This is a genomic window from Tabrizicola sp. (assembly GCF_036781545.1).
In the GTDB taxonomy this organism is placed as follows: domain Bacteria; phylum Pseudomonadota; class Alphaproteobacteria; order Rhodobacterales; family Rhodobacteraceae; genus Tabrizicola.
On sequence record NZ_DAIQAT010000007.1, the window covers coordinates 38,078 to 59,381 of the forward strand.

Below are 21,304 nucleotides of genomic sequence, written 5' to 3' on the forward strand. Positions count from 1 at the left end.
ATGAGCGCTTTCAAGACCTATGACATCCGCGGCCGTCTCGGGACGGAACTGACCGAAACCATCGCCCATCGCATCGCGCGGGCCTTTGCCGCCGTCACCGGGGCCGGGGCGGTGGTGCTGGCTCGCGATTGCCGCGAAAGCTCGCCCGCTTTGGCTGATGCGGTCGCGGCGGGACTGGTGGCCTCGGGCGTGCGGGTGCTGGACCTCGGGATGGCCGGGACCGAGGAGATGTATTTCGCCACCGCGCATCTGGGCGCGGGGGGCGGGATCTGCGTCACTGCCTCGCATAATCCACGCGAATACAATGGGATGAAGCTGGTGGGGCGCGGCGCGGTGCCCCTGCCGGATGCCGATTTCGCCCGGATCCGGGCGCTGACCGAGGCGGGCGAGGAGCCGGACCGGGCGCCGGGCGGCGCGCGGGAGGATCGGTCTGCGGTGCGGGCCGACTATGTGGCGCATGTCGCCGGGCTGGTCGGGCCGGGGATCGGGCCGCTGCGGCTGGTGGTGAACGCGGGCAACGGCGCGGCGGGACCGACGCTGGATGCGCTTGCCGGGGGGCTGGCCCGCCGCGGTGCCCAGCTGGACCTCGTCAGGATGCACCATGACCCGGACGGCAGCTTCCCCAATGGCATTCCGAACCCGCTTCTGCCCGAGAACCGCCCGGTGACGGCGGCGGCGGTCGGGGCGGCGGGGGCGGATTTCGGGGTGGCCTTCGACGGCGATTTCGACCGCTGCTTCCTCTTCGATGGCGCGGGCGGCTTTGTCGACGGCGAGCATGTGGTGGCGCTCTTGGCCGCGGCCCATCTGGCGGAAGAGACGGGCGCGACGATCATCCATGACCCCCGCGTTGTCTGGGCGGTTCAGGATGCGGTGCAGCGGGGCGGCGGCCGGTCGGTGCTGGCGCCCACCGGCCACGTGTTCCTGAAAGCCGCCATGCGCCGCGAGGGTGCGGTCTACGGCGGCGAGATGAGCGCGCACCACTATTTCCGCGGCTTCATGGCCTGCGATTCCGGCATGATCCCCTGGCTGATGGTGGCGCGGCTGGTGTCGCAGTCCGGGCGCAGCCTGACCGAGATGGTCGGCGCGATGCGGCGGGACTTTCCGTCCTCGGGCGAGATCAACTTCCGGGTCGCGGACTTGCCTGCCGTGGTGGCGCGGGTCAAGGCAGCGCTGGAACCGAAGGCGCGGTCCACCGACCGCACCGACGGATTGAGCCTGGATTTCGGGGACTGGCGGCTGAACCTGCGCGCCTCGAACACCGAACCGCTTCTGCGGCTGAACGTCGAGGCGCGGGGGGACGCGAGGCTGGTTGCCGAGGGCGTGGCCCGCGTGAAGGGGTTGATCGAAGACTGATGCGATCAGGCCGAGACGGCGGCGGCAGCGGCGGGCCTGCGCAGGATCGGCCAGCCGCGGCGGAAGACCGGGATCGGCGGCAGGTCGTCGGCCAGGGCCTGAAGGCGGCTTTCGCGCTGCTGCAGGCGGGTGATTTCGGCCCGGATATCGGCGAGTTCGTCGGCGAGGGAAAGGCGGGAAGCGGCCATCTGGTCCTCCTTTGTTCTGCCGGTTCAGCATCGACTCGAAGTCTGAAGACTTTGTGAAGCGGCAGGGCGAAAGCGGCGGGGTTTCCGTCGCGGGACCTCTCGGCCAAAGGCATGAAAATAAACCGAAGGCCGGTTGCGGGACCGTGGTATCTGTGGCAAGACTCCGGCTGACGCCAATCAGACCGATGAGTTCAGAATGAGCGAATTCGCCACCCGCCGCGTTATGATGGTGGACACTCAGGTCCGCCCCTCGGATGTGACCAAGTTCCCGATCATCGACGCCATGCTCACCGTCCCGCGCGAGACCTTCGTGCCCGACGACAAGCGCGAGGCGGCCTATGTCGGCGAGAACCTGCCGCTCGCTCCGGGCCGGGTGGTGCTGGAGGCGCGGACGCTGGCCAAGCTGCTGGACGCGCTGGATGTGCAGCCGGGCGAGCTGGTGCTGGATCTGGGCTGCGGCCTCGGCTATTCGGCGGCGGTCATCGCGCGGCTCGCCGAGACGGTCGTCGCCGTCGAGGAGGATGAGGCGCTGGCCGCGGACGCGCAGCGCATCCTGTCGGAAGAGGGCGTCGACAACGCGGTCGTGGTCACCGGCAAGCTGGCCGAGGGCGCGGCCAAATGCGCGCCCTACGATGTGATCACCGTGGAAGGTGGCGTCGAGACCATTCCCGAGGGCCTGCTCGCGCAGCTGAAGGACGGCGGTCGGATCGGCGCGGTCTTCATGGATGGCGCGCTCGGTACGGCGAAGGTCGGCTACAAGATCGAGGACCGGATCACCTGGCGCCCTGTGTTCAACGCGGCGGCCCCGGTCCTGCCGGGCTTCCGGATAACGCGCGGCTTTACCCTGTAGGGCCCTGTCCGGCCCGGGGCGCTTTCGTGCCCCGTCCGGACCAGACACCCGCCCGCCGGCATCGTTCCGCGGGTCATGAGAAGGCGATGGAAGATGCGGGCTTGGTTGAAATCGGCACTGGTTGCGGTCTTTGCGCTGGCCGCGGCCCCGGGGGCGCAGGCTGAAACGCTGACCGACGCGCTGATCGCGGCCTACAAGAATTCGCATCTTCTGGACCAGAACCGCGCCGTGCTGCGGGCGGCGGACGAGGATGTGGCGATCGCCGTGTCGGCCCTGCGCCCTGTGGTGGGCTATACCGCGCAGGCGGGCTGGTCGCGGGCCGAGGTGAACAGCACGCTCGGGACCACGGTGGTCGAGGGGTTGTCGGCCTCGCTGGCGCTGTCGGCCGAGCTGACCCTGATCGACTTCGGCCGCAACCGGCTGGGCATCGAGATTGCCAAGGAAAGCGTGCTCGCCACCCGCCAGGCGCTGATCCAGGTGGAGCAGAACGTGCTTCTGGCCACGGTGCAGGCCTATGTCAACGTGCGGCTGTCGCAGGATGTGGTGGCGCTTCGGGAAAGCAACCTGCGGCTCATCACCCAAGAACTGCGCGCGGCACAGGATCGCTTCGACGTGGGCGAGATCACCCGCACCGACGTTTCCATCGCCGAGGCGCGGCTGGCGGCCTCGCGCGCAGCGCTGGCGGCGGCTCAGGGCCAGTTGATGATCGCGCGCGAAGCCTACAAGGCCGCGACCGGTGCCTATCCGGGCAAGCTTGCGCCGCCGCCCAAGGCCCCGGCCCTGCCGCGCACGATGGAAGAGGCGCAGAGCGTGGCGCGGGGGACCCATCCGCTGATCCGCCAGGCGCAGCATCAGGTGACGGTGGCGGACCTGCAGGTCGATCTAGCCAAGGCCAGCCGGGCACCGACCATCGGGGCGGGCGTCACGCTGCGCACCGATGACGAGGGCCTGCAATCGCAGAGCCTGGGCCTGACGATGAACCAGACGATCTATGCTGGCGGGCGGCTCTCGGCGCTGCAGCGCAAGGCGTTGGCGGGCAAGGATGCGGCGCGGGCGGCCCTGCAGCAGACCGCGGTGGGCGTGGTCGAGAACGTGGGCGTGGCCTGGGCCAATCTGGCGGTGGCGGCGGCTTCGATCGAAGCGTCCGACCTGCAGATCCGCGCGGCGCAGGCGGCCTTCGATGGCGTGCGCGAGGAGGCGGCGGCGGGGACCCGCACGACGCTCGACGTGCTCGACGCCGAGCAGGAGCTGCTGGACGCGCGCAATGCCCGGCTCGAGGCCGAGGCGCAGCGCTATGTCGCGGTCTACCAGGTGCTGGCCACCATGGGCCTGCTGACCGTCGAGCATCTGCAACTGGGCATCCCGACCTACGACCCCGAGGCCTATTACGGCGCGGTCGAGAAGGCGCCAAGCCACAGCGCCCAGGGCAAGAAGCTGGACCGGATTCTGGAGAAGATCGGCCACTGATCGGGCCGATATATTCCATTCCGCGATTTCTGTTGCCAGGCATTGGCTTGGCGCAGTAACTTGAAGCCCTGTGGCAAGGCGAGCGAGCGGACATCCGTGATGGTGGGCCCCCTGAGTTCCGAGGAGATCGAGGATGTCGTTTCCTCGGTGCGGCGGCTTGTCTCGAACGAGCAGAACCCCCGGCGCGTCACCCGTGATCTGAACGCGGATCGCCTGCTGCTGACGCCCGCGCTGCGCGTCGTCTCTGAACTCAGCCCGCTGTCGCCCCTGATCCTGGATGCACCGATGCCGGAGACGGCCGCCGAACCTGCCGTTGCGCCGGTGGAGGACGCTGATCCGGTTGCGGAGGAGGCGGCGGTCGAACTGGTCGAAGCCGAGTGGGAGGACGAGATCTGGGCCGCGCCCGAGACGGTCTCGCTGGGCGAGGTCGCGCTCGGAGCCGAAGAGGCGGAAATCCTGGTGCCCCCGGTCGAGGAGGTTACGGACGCTTCCGCCGGGACGGAAGAGGGCGGCGAGCCCTGGGCACAGCTCGATCAGGACTGGACCGAGGACGAGCCGGTTCCCTTCATCCCGCTGCGCCGACGGGCCGAACATCTGGCCGCGCGTCTCGCGGCGGGCGAGGTGATGGATCCGGACGAGCCGGAGGACGGGGTTCCCGAGGAAACGACGCTGGAAACCGTGTCCGATCCTGCGCCCGATGTGGCGCCGGAGCTTCTGGAAGACGATTTCATGGCGGCGGACCTGGATGGCGACCCTCCAGTGGCTCGTGGGCTGTCGGAGGACGACGGTGACGGGGCCGGGCCGCAGCGGATGCCGACCGAGATCCTGGATGCCGACGGCACGCCGCTTGCCGTGCTGGACGAGGCGGCGTTGCAGGAAATCGTGCGCCAGATGATCCGGGAAGAGCTGCAGGGCGCGCTTGGCGAGCGGATCACCCGCAACGTGCGCAAGCTGGTGCGGGCGGAAATCAACCGCGCCCTGATTGCCCGCGACCTGGACTGACCCAGTTCCACTTGCTGAAGTATCAAATGAAAACGCGCCCCGCGGGGCGCGTGATCGGCTTTGCCTAAATAGGGCCTCAGGCCGCTTCGGCCTGCTCCAGTTCCAGCGCGTGGCGGCGTTCGGATTCCTCGCGGGAAAGTGCGACCGAGGTCCGCACACCCTTGGCGACGAATTCCATCAGGCCCTTGACCACACGCTCGTTCGGGTCGATCCCGGCACAGGACAGGACTTCGCGCCCGTCGCGCGACCGTGCCCAGCGGGCGATCTGGTCGGGACCGTTGCCGTATTTCTTGTCGTCGGCAATGGCATCATCCAAAGCCGCAAGCACAACGGCCGCGAACAGCTTGCGCGCGCGCTGGCCCTGCTCGAAGTTGAAGGCGGTGCTGTCGATGGTATCGAGCATCGGCTTTTCCTTTTTTCTTGCTCTTGTAATTCCTCAGCGTCCGAGGGTTGTAACGATTTGATCATGATTCGGGGGCTTCCGGTTTGGAATGACTGCTATGCACCCTGTGCATGGCTTCCGCGCCGCCCTTCAGCATCTAGTCGGTCAGGCCTCGGGCCAGTCCCGATATTTAGGGGGCCGGGTCAGTTTTTCAACATCTGGTTAGGATATTCTTGCCGTAGCGGACGCCCGTCGGCCTAGTCGACCGAAAGCTCGGCTTGCCCCGCCGAAAGCTGCCCCTGCGCGCGGTCGTGGCGCAGGTAGGCGATGGCATGACCGCCGCTCTGGGTGAAAAGCCTGCCCGCAGGCTTGCCGTCCGTGGCGATGATATCACTGCCGACCGGGGCCGCGCCGTCGATCTTCACCCGGACCAGGCCCTTCCTCAACTCGGTCTTGTGCTTCATCCGCGCGGTCACTTCCTGCCCGACATAGCAGCCCTTGCGGAAGTCGACGCCATGCAGGCGCTCGAACCCGGCTTCCAGGATGTAGGTGTCGTCCGGGATCAGTTCGATCCCGCTTTCTGGGATCAGATGCTCAACCCGGATCGCATCCCAGTCCACATCGGGGACAGCCAGCGGTTCGGCGGAATAGAGCCGCCAGCCAAGCGCCGGATGGCGCGGGTCGGGCAGGGCGACCTCGGGCATCGCACCAAGGCCGCGCGTCAGATGCAATCCCGAGGGTGCGATCTGCACATCTGCCCGCAGGCGATACATCGTCAACCGGCGGAGCGTATCGGCGGCCAGCGGTGTGGCGATGTCGATCAGAAGGTCGCCCTCGGCCCGGCGGACCACGAAGAAATCCGCCAGATACTTGCCCTGCGGGGTCAGCAGCGCCGCCCAGACCACGCCGGGGCCTGTCTCCAGCGGGCTGAGGTCGTTGGAAACCAGGCCCTGCAGGAAGCTCAGGGCGTCCTTGCCGGTCAGGCTCCAGATCGTGCGGTCCTGTGTCATGGACGGAACTGTAGGCTCAGGCGCGGGCAGACGAAAGCCTCAGTCACGCAGTTGTGCCTCTTGCAACTGGGCATAGAGGCCGCCGCGGGCCATCAGGCTGTCATGGGTGCCTTCCTCGATCAGGCGGCCGTGGTCCAGCACCAGGATCTTGTCCGCGCCCTTCACGGTTGACAGCCGGTGCGCGATGACCAGCGTCGTGCGGCCCGATTGGGCTTGCGACAGGGCGGCCGAGACGGCGGCTTCGGTCCGGGTGTCCAGGGCCGAGGTCGCCTCGTCCAGCAGCAGCACCGGCGCATCGGCCAGAAGCGCGCGGGCGATGGCCACCCGCTGGCGCTGGCCGCCGGATAGCGCCGAGCCCCGCGTCCCGGCCGGGGTGTCGAGGCCCAGGGGCAGGCTGTCGGTGAAGACGGCCACTTCGGCATCGCGCAGCACCTGGGCCAGCCGCGCCGGATCGCGGTCGCTGCGGCCCAAAAGCAGGTTCTCGCGCAGCGTCTCGTCGAAGAGCGCAGCGTCCTGGCTGACCGAGGCGAGAAGCGCGCGCTGGTCGGCAAGGCTGAGGTCCTGCACATCGACCCCGCCGATCAGGATACGGCCCGCCTGCGGCTCGATCAGGGCCGAGATCAGCTGGAAGACGGTGGACTTGCCCGCGCCGGACGAGCCCACCAGCGCCGTCACCTTGCCCGCCTCGGCGGTGAAGCTGAGCCCGTCCAGCACCGGCCGGTCAGGATAGGTGAAGCTGACATTCTCGAAGCGGATGTCCGGCGCGCCCGGGGCAGGGTGGGCGCGGCTGATTGCCGGGCGGGTTCCGGCGGGGCGGGTGTCAAACAGGGTGAAGACACGCTCCAGGCTCGCCTCGGCCACCTGCCATTGGCCCGCCAAGTCGCTCAACCGCCGGATCGGCTGGAAGGTCAGGGCCATGGCGGTGAAGAAGGACATGAACTCGCCGGTGGTGCGGGTCCCGGCGGCAACCTCGCTGCCGCCCAGCATCAGCACGGCGAAGAAGCCGATGCCGGTGATCACGTCGACCAGCGCGGGCATCGCGGCGCGGGCCAGCGCGGTCTTTTCCTCGGCCCGGATGATGGTCTGGATGATGCGCTGGAAGCGGCCCACCTGGTAGTCTTCCATCCGGTTCAGTTTCACCTGCTGGATGCCGTGGAAGATTTCGTCCATCCGCGTGACGCGGAGCCCCGCCTGTTCCCGCGTCAGGATCGCCTTGCGCCGCAGGTAGCGCCGCAGGATCCAGGCGGGCAGCAGCAGAAGCGGCGCCCCGATCAACGCAGCGACTGTCCAGAGCGGGTCGATGGAGATGGCGACCACGAACAGCCCGATCAGCGAGACGAGGTCGCGCCCGACTCCGCCGATCACCAGAAGCGAGGCCCCCTGCGCCGCCGCGGTGTCGCCCTGCACCCGCTCGATCAGGGTGCCCGGCGAATATTCTTGATAGAAGCTCGCATCCAGCGTCAGGAGATGGCGGATCAGATCGACCTGCATCGCCCCGGCGGCCCGCTGGTTGACCCGCGCCAGAAGCCAGCGCCCGATGATCGAGGTCAGCGCCCGGATCAGGAACAGCGCCAGGATCGCGCCGCCGACCCAGATCAGTGCCCCCGACCCGCCGGGCGCGAAGACCCGGTCGAAGAGCGGCTCCAGCATGTAGGACAGAAGGCCCAGGGTCGCGCCTTCGACCATCATCACCAGGAAAGCCAGCGCCATGATCGGCAGATGCGGCCGAAGGTAGACGCGCCAGAAGCGGCCGAACAACTCGCGGGAGGTATAGGCGCGGGGCGGATGCAACGGCGGAGCCTTTCGACGGTCAGGTCCGGGGTTTAGCCGGAAAGCCCCCGGTTCTCAAGCGGGCCGCATTGACGCTGGTCGCGGGCGGGCCTAGCCATGGAGGCCAAACGATGGAGAGACGCATGAGCCTTGCCCACGGCCGCCCCTATCTGGCCATCCCCGGCCCCTCGGTGATCCCCGACCGCGTGCTGCGCGCGATGCACCGGGGCTCGCCCAACATCTACGAAGGGCCGCTGATCGACATGGTGGCGGGCCTCTTCCCCGACCTGCGGGCCGTTGCGGGGACCACGGGCCATGTGGCGATCTATATCGGCAACGGCCATGCGGGATGGGAAGCGGCGAATGCCAACCTCTTCTCGAAGGGCGAGAAGGCGCTGGTGCTGGCGGTGGGGCAGTTCGGTCTTTCCTGGGCCAACGCGGCCCGCGCGATGGGGATCGAGGCCGAGGTCCTGGACTTCGGCAAATCCTCGCCCGCCGACATGGGCCGGGTGGAGGCGGCGCTGCGGGCCGATACAAGGCACGAGATCAAGGCGGTGCTGACCACGCATGTCGATACCGCCAGCACGATCAAGACCGACATCCCCGCCTTGCGCGCGGCCATCGACGCGGCGGGGCATCCCGCGCTGCTGGCGGTGGACTGCATCGCTTCGCTCGGCTGCGACGAGTTCAGGATGGACGACTGGGGCGTCGATGTGATGGTCGGGGCCTGCCAGAAGGGGTTGATGACACCGCCCGGCCTGGCCTTCATCTGGTTCTCGGAATCCGCCCGCCTGCGCTGCGGCCAGTCCGACCTTGCCTCGCCCTATTGGGCCTGGGGTCCCCGCGCCGAGCCGGAGGAATTCTACCAGATCTGGGACGGCACCGCGCCGACCAGCCACCTCTACGGGCTGCGCGAGGCGCTGGACATGATCCGCGAGGAAGGCTTGCCGCAGGTCTGGAAGCGCCACCACGCGCTGGCAAGCGCGGTCTGGGCCGCCTTTGACGCCTGGTCGACCGGGAACCCCGCCATCGGGATGAACGTGGCCGACCCCACCCATCGCGGCTGGTCCGTCACCGCTGCCCGCTTCGGCGCCCCTCATGCCACCCGGCTGCGGGAATGGTGCGAAAGCAAGGCGGGGGTGACGCTTGGCATCGGCCTCGGCATGGCGCCCTCGACCGAGCCGGCCTATCATGGTTTTCTGCGGGTCGCGCATATGGGCCATGTCAACGCCCATATGACGCTGGGCGCGCTGGCGGTGATGGAGGCCGGGATGTCCGCCCTCGACATTCCGCACGGGCCGGGCGCGCTGGCCGCGGCGGCGCAGGTGGTGGCCGCGGCCACGCGTCACACCGGGCCCTAGGCCTTCGCCCGCCGTTCCCGCACCGAGATGTAGATCGCGGAGGCGATGAGAATCGCGACCCCCAGCAGGGTCCAGCGGTCCGGCAGGTCGCCGAAGAACCACCAGCCGGCAAGGGTGGCCATGATGATCTCGGTGAAGGCGAGCGGGGCGAGAAGCGAGGCCTCGCCGTGTTCGTAGGCTTTGGTGATCAGCACATGGCCAAGCGTTGCGATGACACCCAATCCGGCCAGCATCAGCCATTGCAGAGGATCGGGGCCTTGCCAGACGAAGGGCAGGCCAAGCGTCATCAGCGCTGCCCCAATGGCTGAGGTCTGGAAGGTCAGCACCATGGCGTCGGCGGCCCCCGCGATATGGCGGGTCATCACGAAATAGGACCCGAGCGACACCCCGGCGCCAAGGGCGTAGAGCGTGCCGGGATTGATCGCGACCATGCCGGGACGGATGATGATCAGCGTGCCGACGAAGCCCACGGCGACCGCCGCCCAGCGACGTGGCCCGACCCGCTCGCCCAGGAACAGGGCCGACAGCACCACGATCACCAGCGGGTTGACGAAGAAGATCGCCAGCGCATCCGCGATCGGCAGGTGCTTCAGGGCGTTGAAGAACAGGAAGGTCGCGCCGAACAGCAGCGCCGCGCGCGCCAGATGGTGCAGTGGTCGCTGCGGGTGGAAGGCCCGCCGCCCCTCGGCGCCAAGCGCGAAAGGCAGGGTCATCATCCCGCCGAACAGCGCGCGGGCCCAGACCACGATCAGGATCGGCATCCCGGCCTGCCCCAGTTTCTTGGCGATCACGTCGATGAACGGCAGGATCGCCATCGCCACGAGCATGAGGCCGACGCCGGCCAGCGGGCGGGGTGACTTGGGGTGGGGCATTGGTCCGATCCTGATTCCGACCCGCAGGCTAGGGGGACAGGCCGGGCACTGACCGCCAGAATGCGACAGAAGGGCGGCATTGCAGGCACGGGCCGGAAAGGTCCCGCCCGCTGCTGGTCGCCATGGCCTGTCCTGCGGCGCCGGGGCTGCCCCTGCGTCAGCCGCCGTTCTTCGCCAGCCAGTCCTGCATCCAGGTGATCTCGGCCTCCTGCGCCGCGATGACGGCTTCGGCCAGTTTCCGGACCTCCGGATCCTGCCCGTGTTCCAGCACGACCCGCGCCATCTCGACCGCGCCTTGATGGTGCGGAATCATGCCCCGGATGAAATCGACATCGGCATTGCCGGTATATTCCTGCGTCATCGCCTCGTGCATCCGGGTGTTCGCCTCCATGAAGGCCATGGAGGCAGGCCCCATGTCGCCCATCATGTGACCGTCATGCCCGGTGTCCTGCGCGAAGGCGGGCAGGGCGGGGGCCAGAGTGATGGCAAGGGCAAGGCGTTTCAGCATCCCGGATCTCCTTTCTCGTCTGCTGCTCGGGTCTTCCAACCTTCCCATCCGGGAAGGAAACTCATTTCCGCGTGAGCGAATGCTGTGCAACGCGCCCATTGTCCCGCAGATGTGCACGATAGACGCCGATCTGTGCGCGGGCTGGCGGCCCCAGGGCCTTTTCCGGGCCGCAATCGGGGCGTATGGTCGGGCCAGGGTGACATCAGGGGTGCGGTCAAGGTGGCGAAGTGCAAGCGGCCGGTCGTGGGCATCATCGGCAACAGTTATCTGATGAACAACAGCTATCCCGCCCATTCCAGCGGGACGATGAACACCGCCGCCGTGGCCGAGGTCGCCGGTGCGGTGCCGCTGATCATCCCCTCGGACCCGCGCTATGTGGGGGTGGAGGAGCTTCTGGACCTCTGCGACGGCTTTCTCCTGACCGGGGGCCGCCCCAACGTCCACCCCAGCGAATACGGCGAGGCGGAGACCCCCGCCCATGGCGCCTTCGACCGCAGCCGTGACGCGATCACTTTGCCCTTGATCCGCGCCTGCGTCGACCGGGGCCAGCCCTTCCTCGGCATCTGCCGCGGATTCCAGGAGGTGAACGTGGCCCTCGGCGGCACGCTCCACCCCGAAATCCGCGACCTGCCGGGGCGGATGAACCACCGGATGCCGCCCGACGGCACGCTGGAGGAATGTTTCGCGCTGCGCCATACCGTCAGCTTCACCGAGGGCGGGGTCTTCCACCGCCTGATGGGGGCGCGCGAGGTGATGACCAACACATTGCACGGTCAGGGTATCGCGCGGGCTGGCTGCCGGGTCGTGATCGACGGGCTTGCCCCGGACGGCACACCGGAAGCGATCTACGTCAAGGACGCGCCGGGCTTCACGCTCTCGGTGCAATGGCACCCGGAATGGAATGCGGGCAACGATCCGGTCTCGCGCCCGCTGTTCGAGGCTTTCGGAGAGGCGGTCGCCGAATGGGCCGAGGGCGCGCGCCCGGCCGCCATGGCGCGGTCGGCTTGACCAAGGTCAGGGCGGGTCGGGGCGGCATCTGATAGGCAGCGCGCGAAAGGAGACGCGCCATGTTCCTGCTGATCGCCTATGCCACCACCGACGGCCAGACCCGCAGGATCGCCCGCTTCGCCGCCGACCGCCTGGCCGCCGTCGGCCATTCGGTGGAGCTTCTGAATGTGGAGGATTCCGAGGGGCTGGACCTCGCCCGCTTCGACGCAGCCATCCTCGCCGGATCGCTGCATGCCGGAGGCTACCAGAAGGCACTGGCCCGCTTCGCCACCGATCAGGCCACCCTGCTGGCGCTGATGCCGACACTGTTCCTTGCGGTCTCGCTTTCCGCCGCCGGAAACGACCCCGACGACTGGGCGGGTCTGCGCAAGTGCCTGGCCGAGTTCGAGACCGGGACCGGCTGGACCCCCGACCGGGTCGAGCATGTTGCCGGGGCCTTCCGCTTCAGCGAATACGACTTCTTCCGCGCCTGGGCGATGCGCCGGATCGCCGACCAGAAGGGCGAGGCGATTGAGGCCGGCAAGGACAAGGAATACACCGACTGGGCAGCCTTTGGCGCCGCTCTCGACAGCTGGGTGGCAGACCTGCCTAAAGCGGGCGCAGCTTCAGCTGGGTGATCCGGTTCTCGCGTTTCCCCACCACCTCGAAGCGGAAGCCGTGGAAGCTGAACACCTGGCCCTCGTTCGGGATCATCTGCGCCTCGTGGATCACCAGCCCGGCAACGGTGTTCGCCTCGTCGTCCGGCAGGTGCCAGTCCATCGCCCGGTTCAGGTCGCGGATCGTCATCGCCCCGTCGATCAGCCAGGCGCCGTCCTCCAGCCCGGTCAGCCCCGCATCCTTCTTCACCACGTCGAATTCGTCGGTGATGTCGCCGACGATCTCTTCCAGGATGTCCTCCAGCGTGATCAGCCCCTGCAGCGCGCCGTATTCGTCGACCACCAGCGCGAAATGGGTGCGCCGGGCCAGGAAGGCGCGCATCTGTTCGTCGAGCGTCGTGGTCTCGGGGATGAAATAGGGCTTCATCGCCACCTTCTCGATCTGCAAGGCGTCGATCCCGAGGCCTTCCTCGCCCCGCACCAGCCGGTCGACCTCGCGCAGCAGGTCCTTGGCATGGACCACGCCCAGGATGGTGTCATCGCTGTCTCGGAAGATCGGCAGGCGGGTGTAGGGCGAGGCCAAGACGCGGCTGATGATCTCGCCGGGGGGCAGGTCGGCGTCGATCATCTCGATCTGGCGACGGTGGCGCATGATCTCGTCCACCGTGCGGTGGGAAAGGTCCAGCGCGCCCAGCAGCCGGTCGCGGGCGTCCTTTTCCATCGCGCCGCCGGAATGGCCGATGGCGATGGCCCCGGCGATGTCGTCGCGCAGGGCCTCCATCGCGTTTTCATGGCTTTCGCGCTGGAAGAAGCGCAGGACCCGGCGGAGAGGGCCGGGGGCGGCGGGAAGGGCGGGATCGCTTGCCATCGGCCTAGGCTTTCCGTGCCAGAGGATGCCGGGTCAGCACCAGCTCTTTCAGGTGGTCGTCCAGGACATGGGTGTAGATCTCGGTCGTCGCCAGATCGGCATGGCCGAGCAGGGTCTGGATCACCCGCAGATCCGCGCCATGCGCCAGAAGATGCGTGGCAAAGGCGTGGCGGAGGACATGCGGAGTCACGCGGGCGGGCGAAATCCCCGCGAGGACGGCCACTTCCTTGACGAGAGTATGGAAGTACTGCCGGGTCAGGTGGCCCGCCTTCCCCTCGCCCGGAAACAGGTGGCGCGACGGCGCGCGCCCTGCCTTCCGCCCCGCCTCTTCCTCGGCATCGCGATGGGCCAGCCAATCGGCCACGGCGGCGCGGGCCGGGGTGGACAGTGGCACCATCCGCTCCTTGTTGCCCTTGCCCTTGACCAGGATCATCCGCGGATCGCCCCGGACGGCAGCGACCGGCAGGCTCACCAACTCGCTGACCCGCAGCCCGGTGGCATAGAGGAGCTCGAAGAGCGCCGTGTCCCGCAGCCGGTCCGCCGGATTGCGGGCGCGGGTCCGGGCGGCCTCCATCAGCCGGGTGACCTCATCCTCGCTCAGGGTCTTCGGCAGGCTTTTCGTACGCCCGGGCCCGGTCAGCCGCAGGGCGGGATTGTCGGCACGCCAGCCTTCCTCGAAGGCGAAGCGATACAGCTGGCGGATCGAGGACAACCGCCGTGCGCGGGTGGCCTTCGACAGGCCCTGCGCGTCGCAGTGGACCAGATAATCCTCCACCGCCTCGCGCCCCGCATCGGCGAAGCCCAGGTCCCGCCGGGCCAGCCAGTCCGCAAAGTCCAGAAGGTCGCGGCCATAGGCCAGCTGCGTGTTCCGCGCCGCGCCCAGTTCAGCGGCCCGCGCGTCGAGGAAGGTCGAAATCCACCGGCTTGCCTCGGCCTCCGCCATGGCTCTAGCCCCGCCGTTCCAGGATCATCAGCTCCAGCGCCGTGCGCCGCGCCACGCTTTCAAGGCCGGCCAGCCGCAGAAGCGACAGGCCTTCGGTGACACCGCGGAGGTCGCCCTGAACCCCGCGCCCGATGTTGTCGATGGCGACGATGATCGCCTCGCCCTTGCGGTTGCCCTCCAGCAGCGCCTTGGCCTCGGTCGAGGGCGTGGGTTCGCGGAAAGCCGCCGCAATCGCCCGGCCCAGACTGTCGGGCGGCAGGACCAAGCTCGGGTCCCCGGCGGCGAGCGAAAGCAGGAAGGCATCCTCCGCCGAGGCGGGCTTCATGCGGCGGGCGATGGTTTCGGCATAGGGCGACAAGAGGCCCACCCGCAGCGCGATCTCGGCGGCCTCGCCGGTCAGCGCTATTTCCTGCAAGGCCTTGCCGAAGAGCGTGGCGAAAGGAACCTCCAACTCCGCCTCCTGCATCTTGGCCCAGGCTTCGGGCAAGGTCGCCGTCACCCGCGCCGGGTCGCCGGAAGAGAGCGCCGCCTCGAAGTTCTGGAACGCACGCACCCGGTCCCAGACCCCGCCCGAAGCCGCCGGGTCGCGCGCGGTGTAAAGCCCCAGGATCACGTTCGGCGGGATCGTCCCCGCCCGCGTCAGCCGTTCCGCCGCCTCGACCTGCGCCTTCCAGCCGGCGCGGGGGCCAAGCTCGGCATAGGAAAAGGCGATGGGCAGGCCTTCGGTCGGCAGGGGCTCGCCGATGGCGGCATACATCATCCAGTCCAGCGGCGTCACCGGAACCGGCGCCGGGGGCACCGGATCGCCCTCGTAGAGGTCGGGGTCGAGGAAGCGCGACAGCAGCGTCTCCTGGTCCGCGGTGATCTGGTTCAGCGCCTTCGAGGTGCGGATGGTCAAGGCGGCCGTGTCCCAGTCGCCCGACCGCGCCAGACAGAAGATGCGCGCGGGCAGGGTGGGCGCCAGATGCGGCTCGTCCGCCATGAACTGGCAGGCGCGGTCCTGAGCTCCGGTCAGCAGCGCCACGTCGAATGCTCGCCGGAAAAGCTCAGTCGAAGGCGTTCCCGCGGCCTCGATCAGGGCGGCCGCCTGTTCCAGCGCGCCAAGCGCCAGCAGTTTGTCGATCCGCACCTGCAACAGCTCGCCCCTGCCGCCGGCATCGACCGGGGCATCCAGCTCGGCCAAGAGCAGCGTCAGGAACAGCTGGCGCAGGGCGGGCAGGTCGTCGTCGGGATGCGTGACCAGCCGCTCGGCGATCTCATGCGTCAGCCCCGCGCCCCAGAGGTCATGCGGCAGGCCCGAGACCTTCGGCGCGATGAGGCCCGCCCCGTCCGGTGACGGCCCGTCAAGCGCGGATGTCGTCACCACAGCCGGAAGCGCGCCCCCGGCCTTGGTCACCGGCGGCTCGTCGATGACCGTATCAACCCCCGGTGATGCCGCTACCGCCGGGGTCGCTACCGATTGCGACAACCAATCGATGGCCGAAAGCGGCCCGCCAGAACCCTTGGCCTCTTGCGCCGACAGAGGGGCGGCCAGCACCAGACCGAAAACAAACCCGACCGCACTAGTCCGCATTCAACACCACAGGCTTCTTCACTTCACTCTGCTGCGGCGCAAGGTCGCCCAGATAGGCAAAGACCGTCAGGCCGATGAAGCCCAAAATCACCAGCACCACCAAAACCTTGATGATCCGACCCATCCGAATGCCCTTCCTCGGTCCTCTCCCGCCCGGCTTGATCCGGGCGGCTTTCTTGCCGCGCCTGTCCGCCCGTCCGGGTGGCCACCGCAGGTTCCGTTGCGAATGTATATAGCATTCGGGGAAAGTTCACGCCATTGAGAGGGAAAGAATTCGCTTCGGCAAACCCTTGCCCGAAGGTCACGAAACGGAGAGCCATGGCCAGACTGGTGAAAACGGTTGTTCTGGTGGGAATGATGGGGGCGGGCAAGACCGCCGTCGGCACCGCGCTCGCGCGCCAGCTGGGGGTGGACTTCCGCGATTCCGACGAGGAGATCGTCCGCGCCGCCAACCGCACCATCGCCGAGATCTTCGAGCGTGACGGCGAACCCTTCTTCCGCGCCCGCGAGACCGAGGTGATCGGCCGTCTCCTGCGCGGCACGCCTTGCGTGCTATCCACCGGTGGCGGCGCGTTCCTCTCTGAAGCCAACCGGACGCTGATCCACGATGTCGGCGTTTCGGTCTGGCTCCGGGCCGATCTGGAGCTTCTTTGGCAGCGCGTTCGGCACAAGACGACGCGACCGCTGTTGCGCACCGCCAATCCGCGCGAGACGCTGCGCGAGCTTTACGAGCGCCGCCAGCCGCTCTATGCGCAGGCCGATATCACGGTGGAAAGCGCCGCCGAACGCTCGGTCGAGGAGATGGCTGCCCGGGTAGTCGAGGCGCTGCATGGGCGGCCGGACGTGCTGGAGGTCTGATCTTGAACACAATTGCGGTTGACTTGGGCGCACGCTCCTACGAGGTGCGGATCAGCCCCGGCCTTCTGGCACGGGCGGGGGCCGAGATCGCGCCGCTCCTGCGCCGCAAGCGTGTGGCGGTGGTAACGGACGAAACCGTGGCCGCCCGACACTTGGCGGGCCTGACCGCGGCGCTGGAGGCCGAGGGGATCGCCTCCACCGCGCTGGCGCTTCCGGCGGGAGAGGGGACGAAGAACTGGGAAAACCTTGCCCGCTGCACCGAATGGCTTCTGGAGCAAAAGGTCGAGCGCAAGGATGTGGTTCTTGCGCTGGGTGGCGGGGTGATCGGCGATCTGGTGGGCTTTTCCGCCGCCATTCTGCGCCGGGGCGTGCGCTTCGTGCAGCTGCCGACGACGCTTCTGGCCCAGGTCGACAGTTCTGTCGGCGGCAAGACCGGGATCAACACTGCGCAGGGCAAGAATCTTGTCGGCGCCTTCCACCAGCCCAGCCTGGTGCTGGCCGATATCGACGTGCTCTCAACGCTGCCGGACCGCGACTTCCTCTCGGGCTATGGCGAGGTGGTGAAATACGGCCTTCTCGGCGACGCGGATTTCTTCGACTGGCTGGAACGCGACGGCCCGGCGATCCGGGCGGGCGACCCGGCGGCGCGGCTGCGGGCCGTGACCCGGTCGGTCGAGATGAAGGCCGGGATCGTCAGCCGCGACGAGACCGAGGAGGGCGAGCGCGCGCTTCTCAACCTCGGCCACACCTTCTGCCATGCGCTGGAGAAGGCCACCGGCTATTCCGACCGGCTTCTCCACGGCGAGGGTGTCGCCATCGGCTGCGCCTTGGCTTTCGAGCTGTCCGCCCGCCTCGGCCTCTGCAGTCAGGAAGACCCCAGCCGTGTCCGCGCACATCTGAAAGCCATGGGGATGAAGGTCGACATCCGTGACATCCCGGGCGACCTGCCCGGTGCGGATGCGATGATTGCGCTGATGGGGCAGGACAAGAAGGTGGTGGACGGCCGCCTGCGCTTCATCCTCGCGCGCGGCATAGGCGAGGCCTTCGTGGCCGACGACGTGCCGGGCGACACCGTCCGCGCCGTACTGGACGACGCGCTTCGCGGAATATGAGGATGCACTGTGCAAGCCCAAGAATTTTCTGTAAAATCCTTGGGTAAGTGCCCGGCTCGCCCCTGATCAGAACAACAGCTTGTAGACGTTGCCGTTGGTGTCCGAGGCCTGGCCCGTCCCGCTGGCCGTGCCCGAGCCGATGACAAAGGTGCCCTGCACCCGCGTGCCATCTGCGCAGACCGCGTAGATCTCGCCGTTGTTCACCCCTGCGACCGTCTCGACCTCGCGTCCCACCTCGCCGCCGGTCTTCTTCCAGGTCAGCGACATGCCCTTCGAGTTCGACACCGTGCGGGGTGTCAGCGAAGACCAGGTGCCCACGCATTTGCCACGCTCCGGCAGCCGGAAGGTCAACTCGCCCGAGGTGCTGCTGGTGTTCTGTGCCGTGGCCTGGATCACCAGCGTCGGGTCCTTGTCGGCGATCGGCCCCTGCAGCGGGTAAAGCTGCATCGGGCTGGTGCCGCTGGCACAGGCCGCGAGCGGCAGCACAAAGGCCAGGGCAAGCGCCTTGGCGCGGACAGGGCGGGACAGGGACTGATCGGCGATCATGGGCGGGTCGTCTCCGGGGATCGCGCGTCTATGAATCGAATTGGGGGCCATGTCCAGAGGGCGGGCCCGCCTTGCCGCGCGCGCCTGGTCACATCTCTGCTGGAAGCACCGTATCCTTTACCGCAAAGCGCAGAAGCTTGCGGATCGAGGTCAGCCCTTCGGCCCCCGGCGTGGTCAGCACGCTCTGGCGCGGGTGCCACCTGTCCGCTTGGTTCAGAAGCGAGCCGGGATTGAGCTGCATCAGCCCCACCATCGTATCGGCGATGATATGGCTCGCCGTGGCGCCGACCCTGTCGCCGTTCTCGCGGATGCGCGCCTCGCACAGGAAGTAGAGCCAGGCCGGCGTCTCGGCCAGCAGTCCCATTTCCCCGGCGACCTGCCGCAGGCTTTTTCCGACCGGCGGCTGCGTCTCCAGGGGCAGGGCGTCCAGCACCTCGGCCTCGGTCAGGGGCGCCACGCCATAGCGCAGGGCCAGCACCTGGCCGCAGGGAATGCGGCGGTGGAAGCCGCGCATCAGGTTGCGGAACAGGATCGAGCCATGCACCGCCACGTCGCTGTCGCCCACCAGGTTCAGCATGTCGCGGGCGAAGCTCAGGTCGATCCGCTCGGCGGTGCCGAACTCGCGGCCCGGCACCGCCCGGCCGGGCAGAAGCCGGGTCATCCGGTCCCAGTCGATCACCCAATGATCCGGCAGTTCTGGCAGCCCCGGCCTTGCCTGCGCCATGTTGCGGCGCGAGGTGAAGGCGAACAGCTCCTCCAGCCGCGCCCCTTTGGGCGAGATCCGGCCCCCGAGCCCGAAGTTCGCGTTGAAATCATAGGCCTCGCTGACCATCGAATGCCCGAAGCGGAACGCTGCCGTGGTGAATTCCAGCGGCACCCGGTTCGCCTCGGTCAGGCGCGAGGCGTAACGGGCGAAGGGCCGGGGCAGGTCGCGCGACAGAAGCTGCGGCAGGTAGTCGTTCAGGATCAGCCAATGATAGTGCCGCGTCACCAGCGCCCGCGCCTCGCGGAAGCACTCCACAGGGTCGGCGAACTGCGGCTCCAGTGCCGCCACCGCCTTGTTGTGGAACAGCATCAGCGCCAGATGCAGCTGGCTCAGGATCAGGTTCTCGTCGTTCCGCCGGTCGGCGATCAGCGGCAGGCCGCCCGCGCGGGGAAGGTCGGGCGCCCCGGTGGCGCGGATCACCCGCGCGGGATCCAGCATCAGGTTGGTGAAGACCCCGTCCGCCTCGCGCCGGGTCCGGCCCAGCCGGAACCGCTTGCCATCCTCGTAAAGCGCCCTGATCTCCGGATCGGTGCTCTGCGGCCCGTCGCCGTAAAGGCTGGCCAGCATCAGGGGCTCGGGGTGTTCGTTGGCGAAATTGCCCAGGATGACCGCCAGTCCTGCCCGCTTTGCCCGGTCCAGCCCCGGCGGATCCACCGCGCCGACCACGCCCAGCGGCGCCTGACCGGCGTGGGACACGACATCGCCCACCGGGGCCGAGATGTCGTGGTTCACGAACTGGCCGAAATAGGTGTAGTGCGGCGGCAGCCGCATCTGCAGGACCGGCATGTTGCTGAGCGGCACCCGCGTCGCGACCTCGAAGCTGCGCAGCCGCTCCCAGGTCTGGCGTGGCGTGGTGCCCGCGAAACAGCCGACGGTCTCGGCCCCCGCAAGATCCGGAAAGAGGTAGATGTAGCGCGACTGCGAGGCCGAAGCCGTGCCCGTCTGGTCAAGCATGTTGTGCGTGCTGCCGATTGGCATGGCGGTCCTTCAGTAGGGCTCGGGAAGGGTAGGGCCCTCGACGCCCGGACACAGCCGGGCAAAGCGCGGCACCTCTGTCCGCCCCCGCATTGCGCACAGGCCCGGCACCAGCACCCGGACGCTGGCCAGTGGATCGCCCGGCAGGGTCAAGTCCACCGCCAGTGCCCTGTGCCCCAGCCCCGCCAGCCGCGTCAACAGCGCCTGATGCGGAAGGGCCGCGCTGTCCCGCGCCGCGCCCGCCCGGAACTGCACCTGGTCGCGGGTCGAGCCATGCCGGGTCCAGGCCATCACCTCCGGATCTCCCGCGGCGCGGGCAAGCTCCATGCCTACCTCGGTCTGCACCATCTCGGTCACGGCAGCCAGCGCCGCATCGGCGAGCGAGGGCCGCGCCGCCGTGCCGGTGGCGACCCCCCGGCCATCGGCATCCGAAGAGACGGCCGCCACCACCGGCAGCCCGATATCCGAGGTCAGGTCCAGAAGCTGCGTCCGCCGTGCCCGCTGGTGCAGCCACCAGTAAAGCCGGGGTTGGTGGGCGTCGATCACCTCCAGTCCCAGCGCAGCGCCTTGGCGCCCGCCATGCCACCACAGCGCCACCGCATCCCGCTCCACGCATTCCCACAGCGCCACGGCCAGCGCGGCGGCAGTGTCCGCCCCCGCCGCGCAGCCGGTGGAATCGGCATCCTCCCGCAATGGCTCGGCCAGCGCCGCCGCGCAGTCGAGATAGACGGCTTGCGCGGGCACGGCCACGCTCTCGCGGCTGAGGAGATCGGTCGCCGCCACCATCGCCACCCCGTCCTGTCGCGGCAAGGCCTGCAGTCCGGCCAGGTGGCGCTGCGCCAGGCTCGCCCGCAATTCCAGCGCCTCGGCCCCCGCCGCGATCATCGCCTGCCCGGTCGTCATCCCCCGCCCCGCCGGAAGCCGCGGCTTCAGCCCGGTCGCACCCTCGTCCTGCGGCAGGGCCACCGCCAGGAACAGGGGCGCTTCCGGTGCATGAAGCGGCAGGACACTGAAGTCAGGTTCCAGCGCATGGCTGATCCGTGCAATCATCTCGGCCGGGGTCGGTTTCATGCTTGCATTGGAGGGCGGTTGCCGGAAACGTTCAAGCCCGGAGTCGGCGCTGCGCCGGGCATTTCACGGTGTCATCACGGACCCACCGAACAGTCGGTCCCTAGGTGACCACAGACCATACGACAGAGAGAGAGGGCGGAATGGCAGGGTTCTTCAAGCTGAAAAGCGACGCGCTGGCCGATCAGGTCGCGACGGGCGAGGCGATCATGCGGGTCTCGAAATCGG

Annotated in this window: 21 protein-coding genes and 1 pseudogene; 9 read left to right on the plus strand and 13 right to left on the minus strand. The window is 68.5% G+C overall.

Annotated features, from left to right (window positions below):
* Positions 1 to 1,353 (plus strand): phosphomannomutase, encoded by a 1,353-nt coding sequence (locus V7Q39_RS02885; RefSeq protein ID WP_333814864.1) that lies wholly within the window; start codon positions 1 to 3, stop codon positions 1,351 to 1,353.
* 5 nt (positions 1,354 to 1,358) lie between these two features.
* Here V7Q39_RS02885 and V7Q39_RS02890 read toward each other — a convergent pair whose 3' ends face one another.
* Positions 1,359 to 1,541 carry a hypothetical protein gene (locus V7Q39_RS02890; RefSeq protein ID WP_333814865.1) on the minus strand — a complete coding sequence of 61 codons (183 nt, stop codon included), beginning with the start codon at positions 1,539 to 1,541 and terminating at the stop codon, positions 1,359 to 1,361.
* 196 nt (positions 1,542 to 1,737) lie between these two features.
* On the opposite strand from V7Q39_RS02890, the gene V7Q39_RS02895 reads away from it, so the two are divergent.
* The 3 genes from V7Q39_RS02895 to V7Q39_RS02905 all read left to right on the plus strand — a co-directional run bounded on the left by V7Q39_RS02895 (position 1,738) and on the right by V7Q39_RS02905 (position 4,860).
* On the plus strand, positions 1,738 to 2,391 hold the full coding sequence (locus tag V7Q39_RS02895; RefSeq protein ID WP_333814866.1) for a protein-L-isoaspartate O-methyltransferase family protein: 654 nt from the start codon (positions 1,738 to 1,740) through the stop codon (positions 2,389 to 2,391).
* A gap of 93 nt (positions 2,392 to 2,484) precedes the next feature.
* A complete protein-coding gene (locus V7Q39_RS02900) occupies positions 2,485 to 3,858 on the plus strand; it encodes a TolC family outer membrane protein (protein WP_333814867.1) in 1,374 nt (457 codons plus the stop codon).
* A gap of 99 nt (positions 3,859 to 3,957) precedes the next feature.
* On the plus strand, positions 3,958 to 4,860 hold the full coding sequence (locus V7Q39_RS02905; protein ID WP_333814868.1) for a hypothetical protein: 903 nt from the start codon (positions 3,958 to 3,960) through the stop codon (positions 4,858 to 4,860).
* A gap of 76 nt (positions 4,861 to 4,936) precedes the next feature.
* Here V7Q39_RS02905 and V7Q39_RS02910 read toward each other — a convergent pair whose 3' ends face one another.
* The 3 genes from V7Q39_RS02910 to V7Q39_RS02920 all read right to left on the minus strand — a co-directional run bounded on the left by V7Q39_RS02910 (position 4,937) and on the right by V7Q39_RS02920 (position 7,962).
* Positions 4,937 to 5,263, minus strand: a complete 327-nt coding sequence (locus V7Q39_RS02910) for a DUF6280 family protein (protein WP_294970280.1) — start codon at positions 5,261 to 5,263, stop codon at positions 4,937 to 4,939.
* 236 nt (positions 5,264 to 5,499) lie between these two features.
* Positions 5,500 to 6,252, minus strand: a complete 753-nt coding sequence (ygfZ, locus tag V7Q39_RS02915; RefSeq protein ID WP_333814869.1) for a CAF17-like 4Fe-4S cluster assembly/insertion protein YgfZ — start codon at positions 6,250 to 6,252, stop codon at positions 5,500 to 5,502.
* A 39-nt stretch (positions 6,253 to 6,291) separates the two neighbouring features.
* The gene (locus V7Q39_RS02920; protein WP_333814886.1) at positions 6,292 to 7,962 is read right to left on the minus strand and encodes an ABC transporter ATP-binding protein; all 1,671 of its coding nucleotides are present in this window, start codon (positions 7,960 to 7,962) and stop codon (positions 6,292 to 6,294) included.
* Positions 7,963 to 8,165: 203 nt separating this feature from the next.
* On the opposite strand from V7Q39_RS02920, the gene V7Q39_RS02925 reads away from it, so the two are divergent.
* Complete coding sequence (locus V7Q39_RS02925; RefSeq protein WP_333814870.1) at positions 8,166 to 9,383, plus strand: pyridoxal-phosphate-dependent aminotransferase family protein; 1,218 nt, start codon at positions 8,166 to 8,168, stop codon at positions 9,381 to 9,383.
* On the opposite strand, the gene V7Q39_RS02930 is transcribed toward V7Q39_RS02925, so the two are convergent.
* On the minus strand, positions 9,380 to 10,255 hold the full coding sequence (locus V7Q39_RS02930) for a DMT family transporter (RefSeq protein ID WP_333814871.1): 876 nt from the start codon (positions 10,253 to 10,255) through the stop codon (positions 9,380 to 9,382). The two genes, V7Q39_RS02925 and V7Q39_RS02930, sit on opposite strands and share 4 nt — an antisense overlap.
* A gap of 157 nt (positions 10,256 to 10,412) precedes the next feature.
* Positions 10,413 to 10,763: a CopM family metallochaperone gene (gene copM, locus V7Q39_RS02935; protein ID WP_333814872.1), complete on the minus strand. Its 351-nt coding sequence runs from the start codon at positions 10,761 to 10,763 to the stop codon at positions 10,413 to 10,415.
* Between the two features lie 243 nt (positions 10,764 to 11,006).
* On the opposite strand from copM, the gene V7Q39_RS02940 reads away from it, so the two are divergent.
* Positions 11,007 to 11,771: a gamma-glutamyl-gamma-aminobutyrate hydrolase family protein gene (locus V7Q39_RS02940; RefSeq protein WP_443082481.1), complete on the plus strand. Its 765-nt coding sequence runs from the start codon at positions 11,007 to 11,009 to the stop codon at positions 11,769 to 11,771.
* Positions 11,772 to 11,830: 59 nt separating this feature from the next.
* The gene (locus V7Q39_RS02945; protein WP_333814874.1) at positions 11,831 to 12,388 is read left to right on the plus strand and encodes a flavodoxin domain-containing protein; all 558 of its coding nucleotides are present in this window, start codon (positions 11,831 to 11,833) and stop codon (positions 12,386 to 12,388) included.
* Here the strand turns inward: V7Q39_RS02945 and V7Q39_RS02950 are convergent.
* The 4 genes and pseudogenes from V7Q39_RS02950 to V7Q39_RS02965 form a co-directional block, all read right to left on the minus strand.
* A pseudogene (locus V7Q39_RS02950) lies at positions 12,360 to 13,148 on the minus strand (transporter associated domain-containing protein); the annotation flags it as partial. The gene V7Q39_RS02945 and the pseudogene V7Q39_RS02950 overlap by 29 nt on opposite strands.
* A gap of 91 nt (positions 13,149 to 13,239) precedes the next feature.
* Complete coding sequence (locus tag V7Q39_RS02955; protein WP_333814875.1) at positions 13,240 to 14,178, minus strand: site-specific tyrosine recombinase XerD; 939 nt, start codon at positions 14,176 to 14,178, stop codon at positions 13,240 to 13,242.
* 4 nt (positions 14,179 to 14,182) lie between these two features.
* Positions 14,183 to 15,751: a hypothetical protein gene (locus V7Q39_RS02960; protein ID WP_333814876.1), complete on the minus strand. Its 1,569-nt coding sequence runs from the start codon at positions 15,749 to 15,751 to the stop codon at positions 14,183 to 14,185.
* Entirely contained in the window at positions 15,741 to 15,875 is a 135-nt protein-coding gene (locus V7Q39_RS02965; protein ID WP_333814877.1) for a hypothetical protein, read from the minus strand. The genes V7Q39_RS02960 and V7Q39_RS02965 overlap by 11 nt, the downstream gene beginning before the upstream one ends.
* A 134-nt stretch (positions 15,876 to 16,009) precedes the next feature.
* Here V7Q39_RS02965 and V7Q39_RS02970 point away from each other — a divergent pair, with 134 nt between their 5' ends.
* Positions 16,010 to 16,609 carry a shikimate kinase gene (locus tag V7Q39_RS02970; protein WP_333814879.1) on the plus strand — a complete coding sequence of 200 codons (600 nt, stop codon included), beginning with the start codon at positions 16,010 to 16,012 and terminating at the stop codon, positions 16,607 to 16,609.
* Entirely contained in the window at positions 16,606 to 17,721 is a 1,116-nt protein-coding gene (gene aroB, locus V7Q39_RS02975) for a 3-dehydroquinate synthase (protein ID WP_333814887.1), read from the plus strand. Before V7Q39_RS02970 ends, aroB begins: the two co-directional genes overlap by 4 nt.
* A 66-nt stretch (positions 17,722 to 17,787) precedes the next feature.
* On the opposite strand, the gene V7Q39_RS02980 is transcribed toward aroB, so the two are convergent.
* From V7Q39_RS02980 to V7Q39_RS02990, 3 genes are all read right to left on the minus strand, one after another.
* Positions 17,788 to 18,267 (minus strand): hypothetical protein, encoded by a 480-nt coding sequence (locus V7Q39_RS02980; RefSeq protein WP_333814880.1) that lies wholly within the window; start codon positions 18,265 to 18,267, stop codon positions 17,788 to 17,790.
* Positions 18,268 to 18,355: 88 nt separating this feature from the next.
* Positions 18,356 to 19,987, minus strand: a complete 1,632-nt coding sequence (locus tag V7Q39_RS02985) for a peroxidase family protein (RefSeq protein ID WP_333814882.1) — start codon at positions 19,985 to 19,987, stop codon at positions 18,356 to 18,358.
* Between the two features lie 33 nt (positions 19,988 to 20,020).
* Positions 20,021 to 21,079 (minus strand): YcaO-like family protein, encoded by a 1,059-nt coding sequence (locus V7Q39_RS02990; RefSeq protein ID WP_333814884.1) that lies wholly within the window; start codon positions 21,077 to 21,079, stop codon positions 20,021 to 20,023.
* Positions 21,080 to 21,304 lie beyond the last annotated feature (225 nt).

Excerpts from the sequence above, each read along its gene's own strand:
- V7Q39_RS02925 (WP_333814870.1), top strand. The coding sequence starts at position 8,166 with ATGAGCCTTGCCCACGGCCGCCCCTATCTGGCCATCCCCGGCCCCTCG.
- V7Q39_RS02930 (WP_333814871.1), bottom strand. The coding sequence starts at position 10,255 with ATGCCCCACCCCAAGTCACCCCGCCCGCTGGCCGGCGTCGGCCTCATG.
- V7Q39_RS02885 (WP_333814864.1), top strand. The coding sequence starts at position 1 with ATGAGCGCTTTCAAGACCTATGACATCCGCGGCCGTCTCGGGACGGAA.
- V7Q39_RS02985 (WP_333814882.1), bottom strand. The coding sequence starts at position 19,987 with ATGCTTGACCAGACGGGCACGGCTTCGGCCTCGCAGTCGCGCTACATC.
- V7Q39_RS02955 (WP_333814875.1), bottom strand. The coding sequence starts at position 14,178 with ATGGCGGAGGCCGAGGCAAGCCGGTGGATTTCGACCTTCCTCGACGCG.
- V7Q39_RS02965 (WP_333814877.1), bottom strand. The coding sequence starts at position 15,875 with ATGGGTCGGATCATCAAGGTTTTGGTGGTGCTGGTGATTTTGGGCTTC.
- V7Q39_RS02990 (WP_333814884.1), bottom strand. The coding sequence starts at position 21,079 with ATGAAACCGACCCCGGCCGAGATGATTGCACGGATCAGCCATGCGCTG.
- V7Q39_RS02890 (WP_333814865.1), bottom strand. The coding sequence starts at position 1,541 with ATGGCCGCTTCCCGCCTTTCCCTCGCCGACGAACTCGCCGATATCCGG.
- V7Q39_RS02895 (WP_333814866.1), top strand. The coding sequence starts at position 1,738 with ATGAGCGAATTCGCCACCCGCCGCGTTATGATGGTGGACACTCAGGTC.
- V7Q39_RS02900 (WP_333814867.1), top strand. The coding sequence starts at position 2,485 with ATGCGGGCTTGGTTGAAATCGGCACTGGTTGCGGTCTTTGCGCTGGCC.
- copM (WP_333814872.1), bottom strand. The coding sequence starts at position 10,763 with ATGCTGAAACGCCTTGCCCTTGCCATCACTCTGGCCCCCGCCCTGCCC.
- V7Q39_RS02905 (WP_333814868.1), top strand. The coding sequence starts at position 3,958 with ATGGTGGGCCCCCTGAGTTCCGAGGAGATCGAGGATGTCGTTTCCTCG.
- V7Q39_RS02920 (WP_333814886.1), bottom strand. The coding sequence starts at position 7,962 with ATGGCGCTGGCTTTCCTGGTGATGATGGTCGAAGGCGCGACCCTGGGC.
- V7Q39_RS02980 (WP_333814880.1), bottom strand. The coding sequence starts at position 18,267 with ATGATCGCCGATCAGTCCCTGTCCCGCCCTGTCCGCGCCAAGGCGCTT.
- V7Q39_RS02945 (WP_333814874.1), top strand. The coding sequence starts at position 11,831 with ATGTTCCTGCTGATCGCCTATGCCACCACCGACGGCCAGACCCGCAGG.
- V7Q39_RS02910 (WP_294970280.1), bottom strand. The coding sequence starts at position 5,263 with ATGCTCGATACCATCGACAGCACCGCCTTCAACTTCGAGCAGGGCCAG.
- ygfZ (WP_333814869.1), bottom strand. The coding sequence starts at position 6,252 with ATGACACAGGACCGCACGATCTGGAGCCTGACCGGCAAGGACGCCCTG.
- V7Q39_RS02960 (WP_333814876.1), bottom strand. The coding sequence starts at position 15,751 with ATGCGGACTAGTGCGGTCGGGTTTGTTTTCGGTCTGGTGCTGGCCGCC.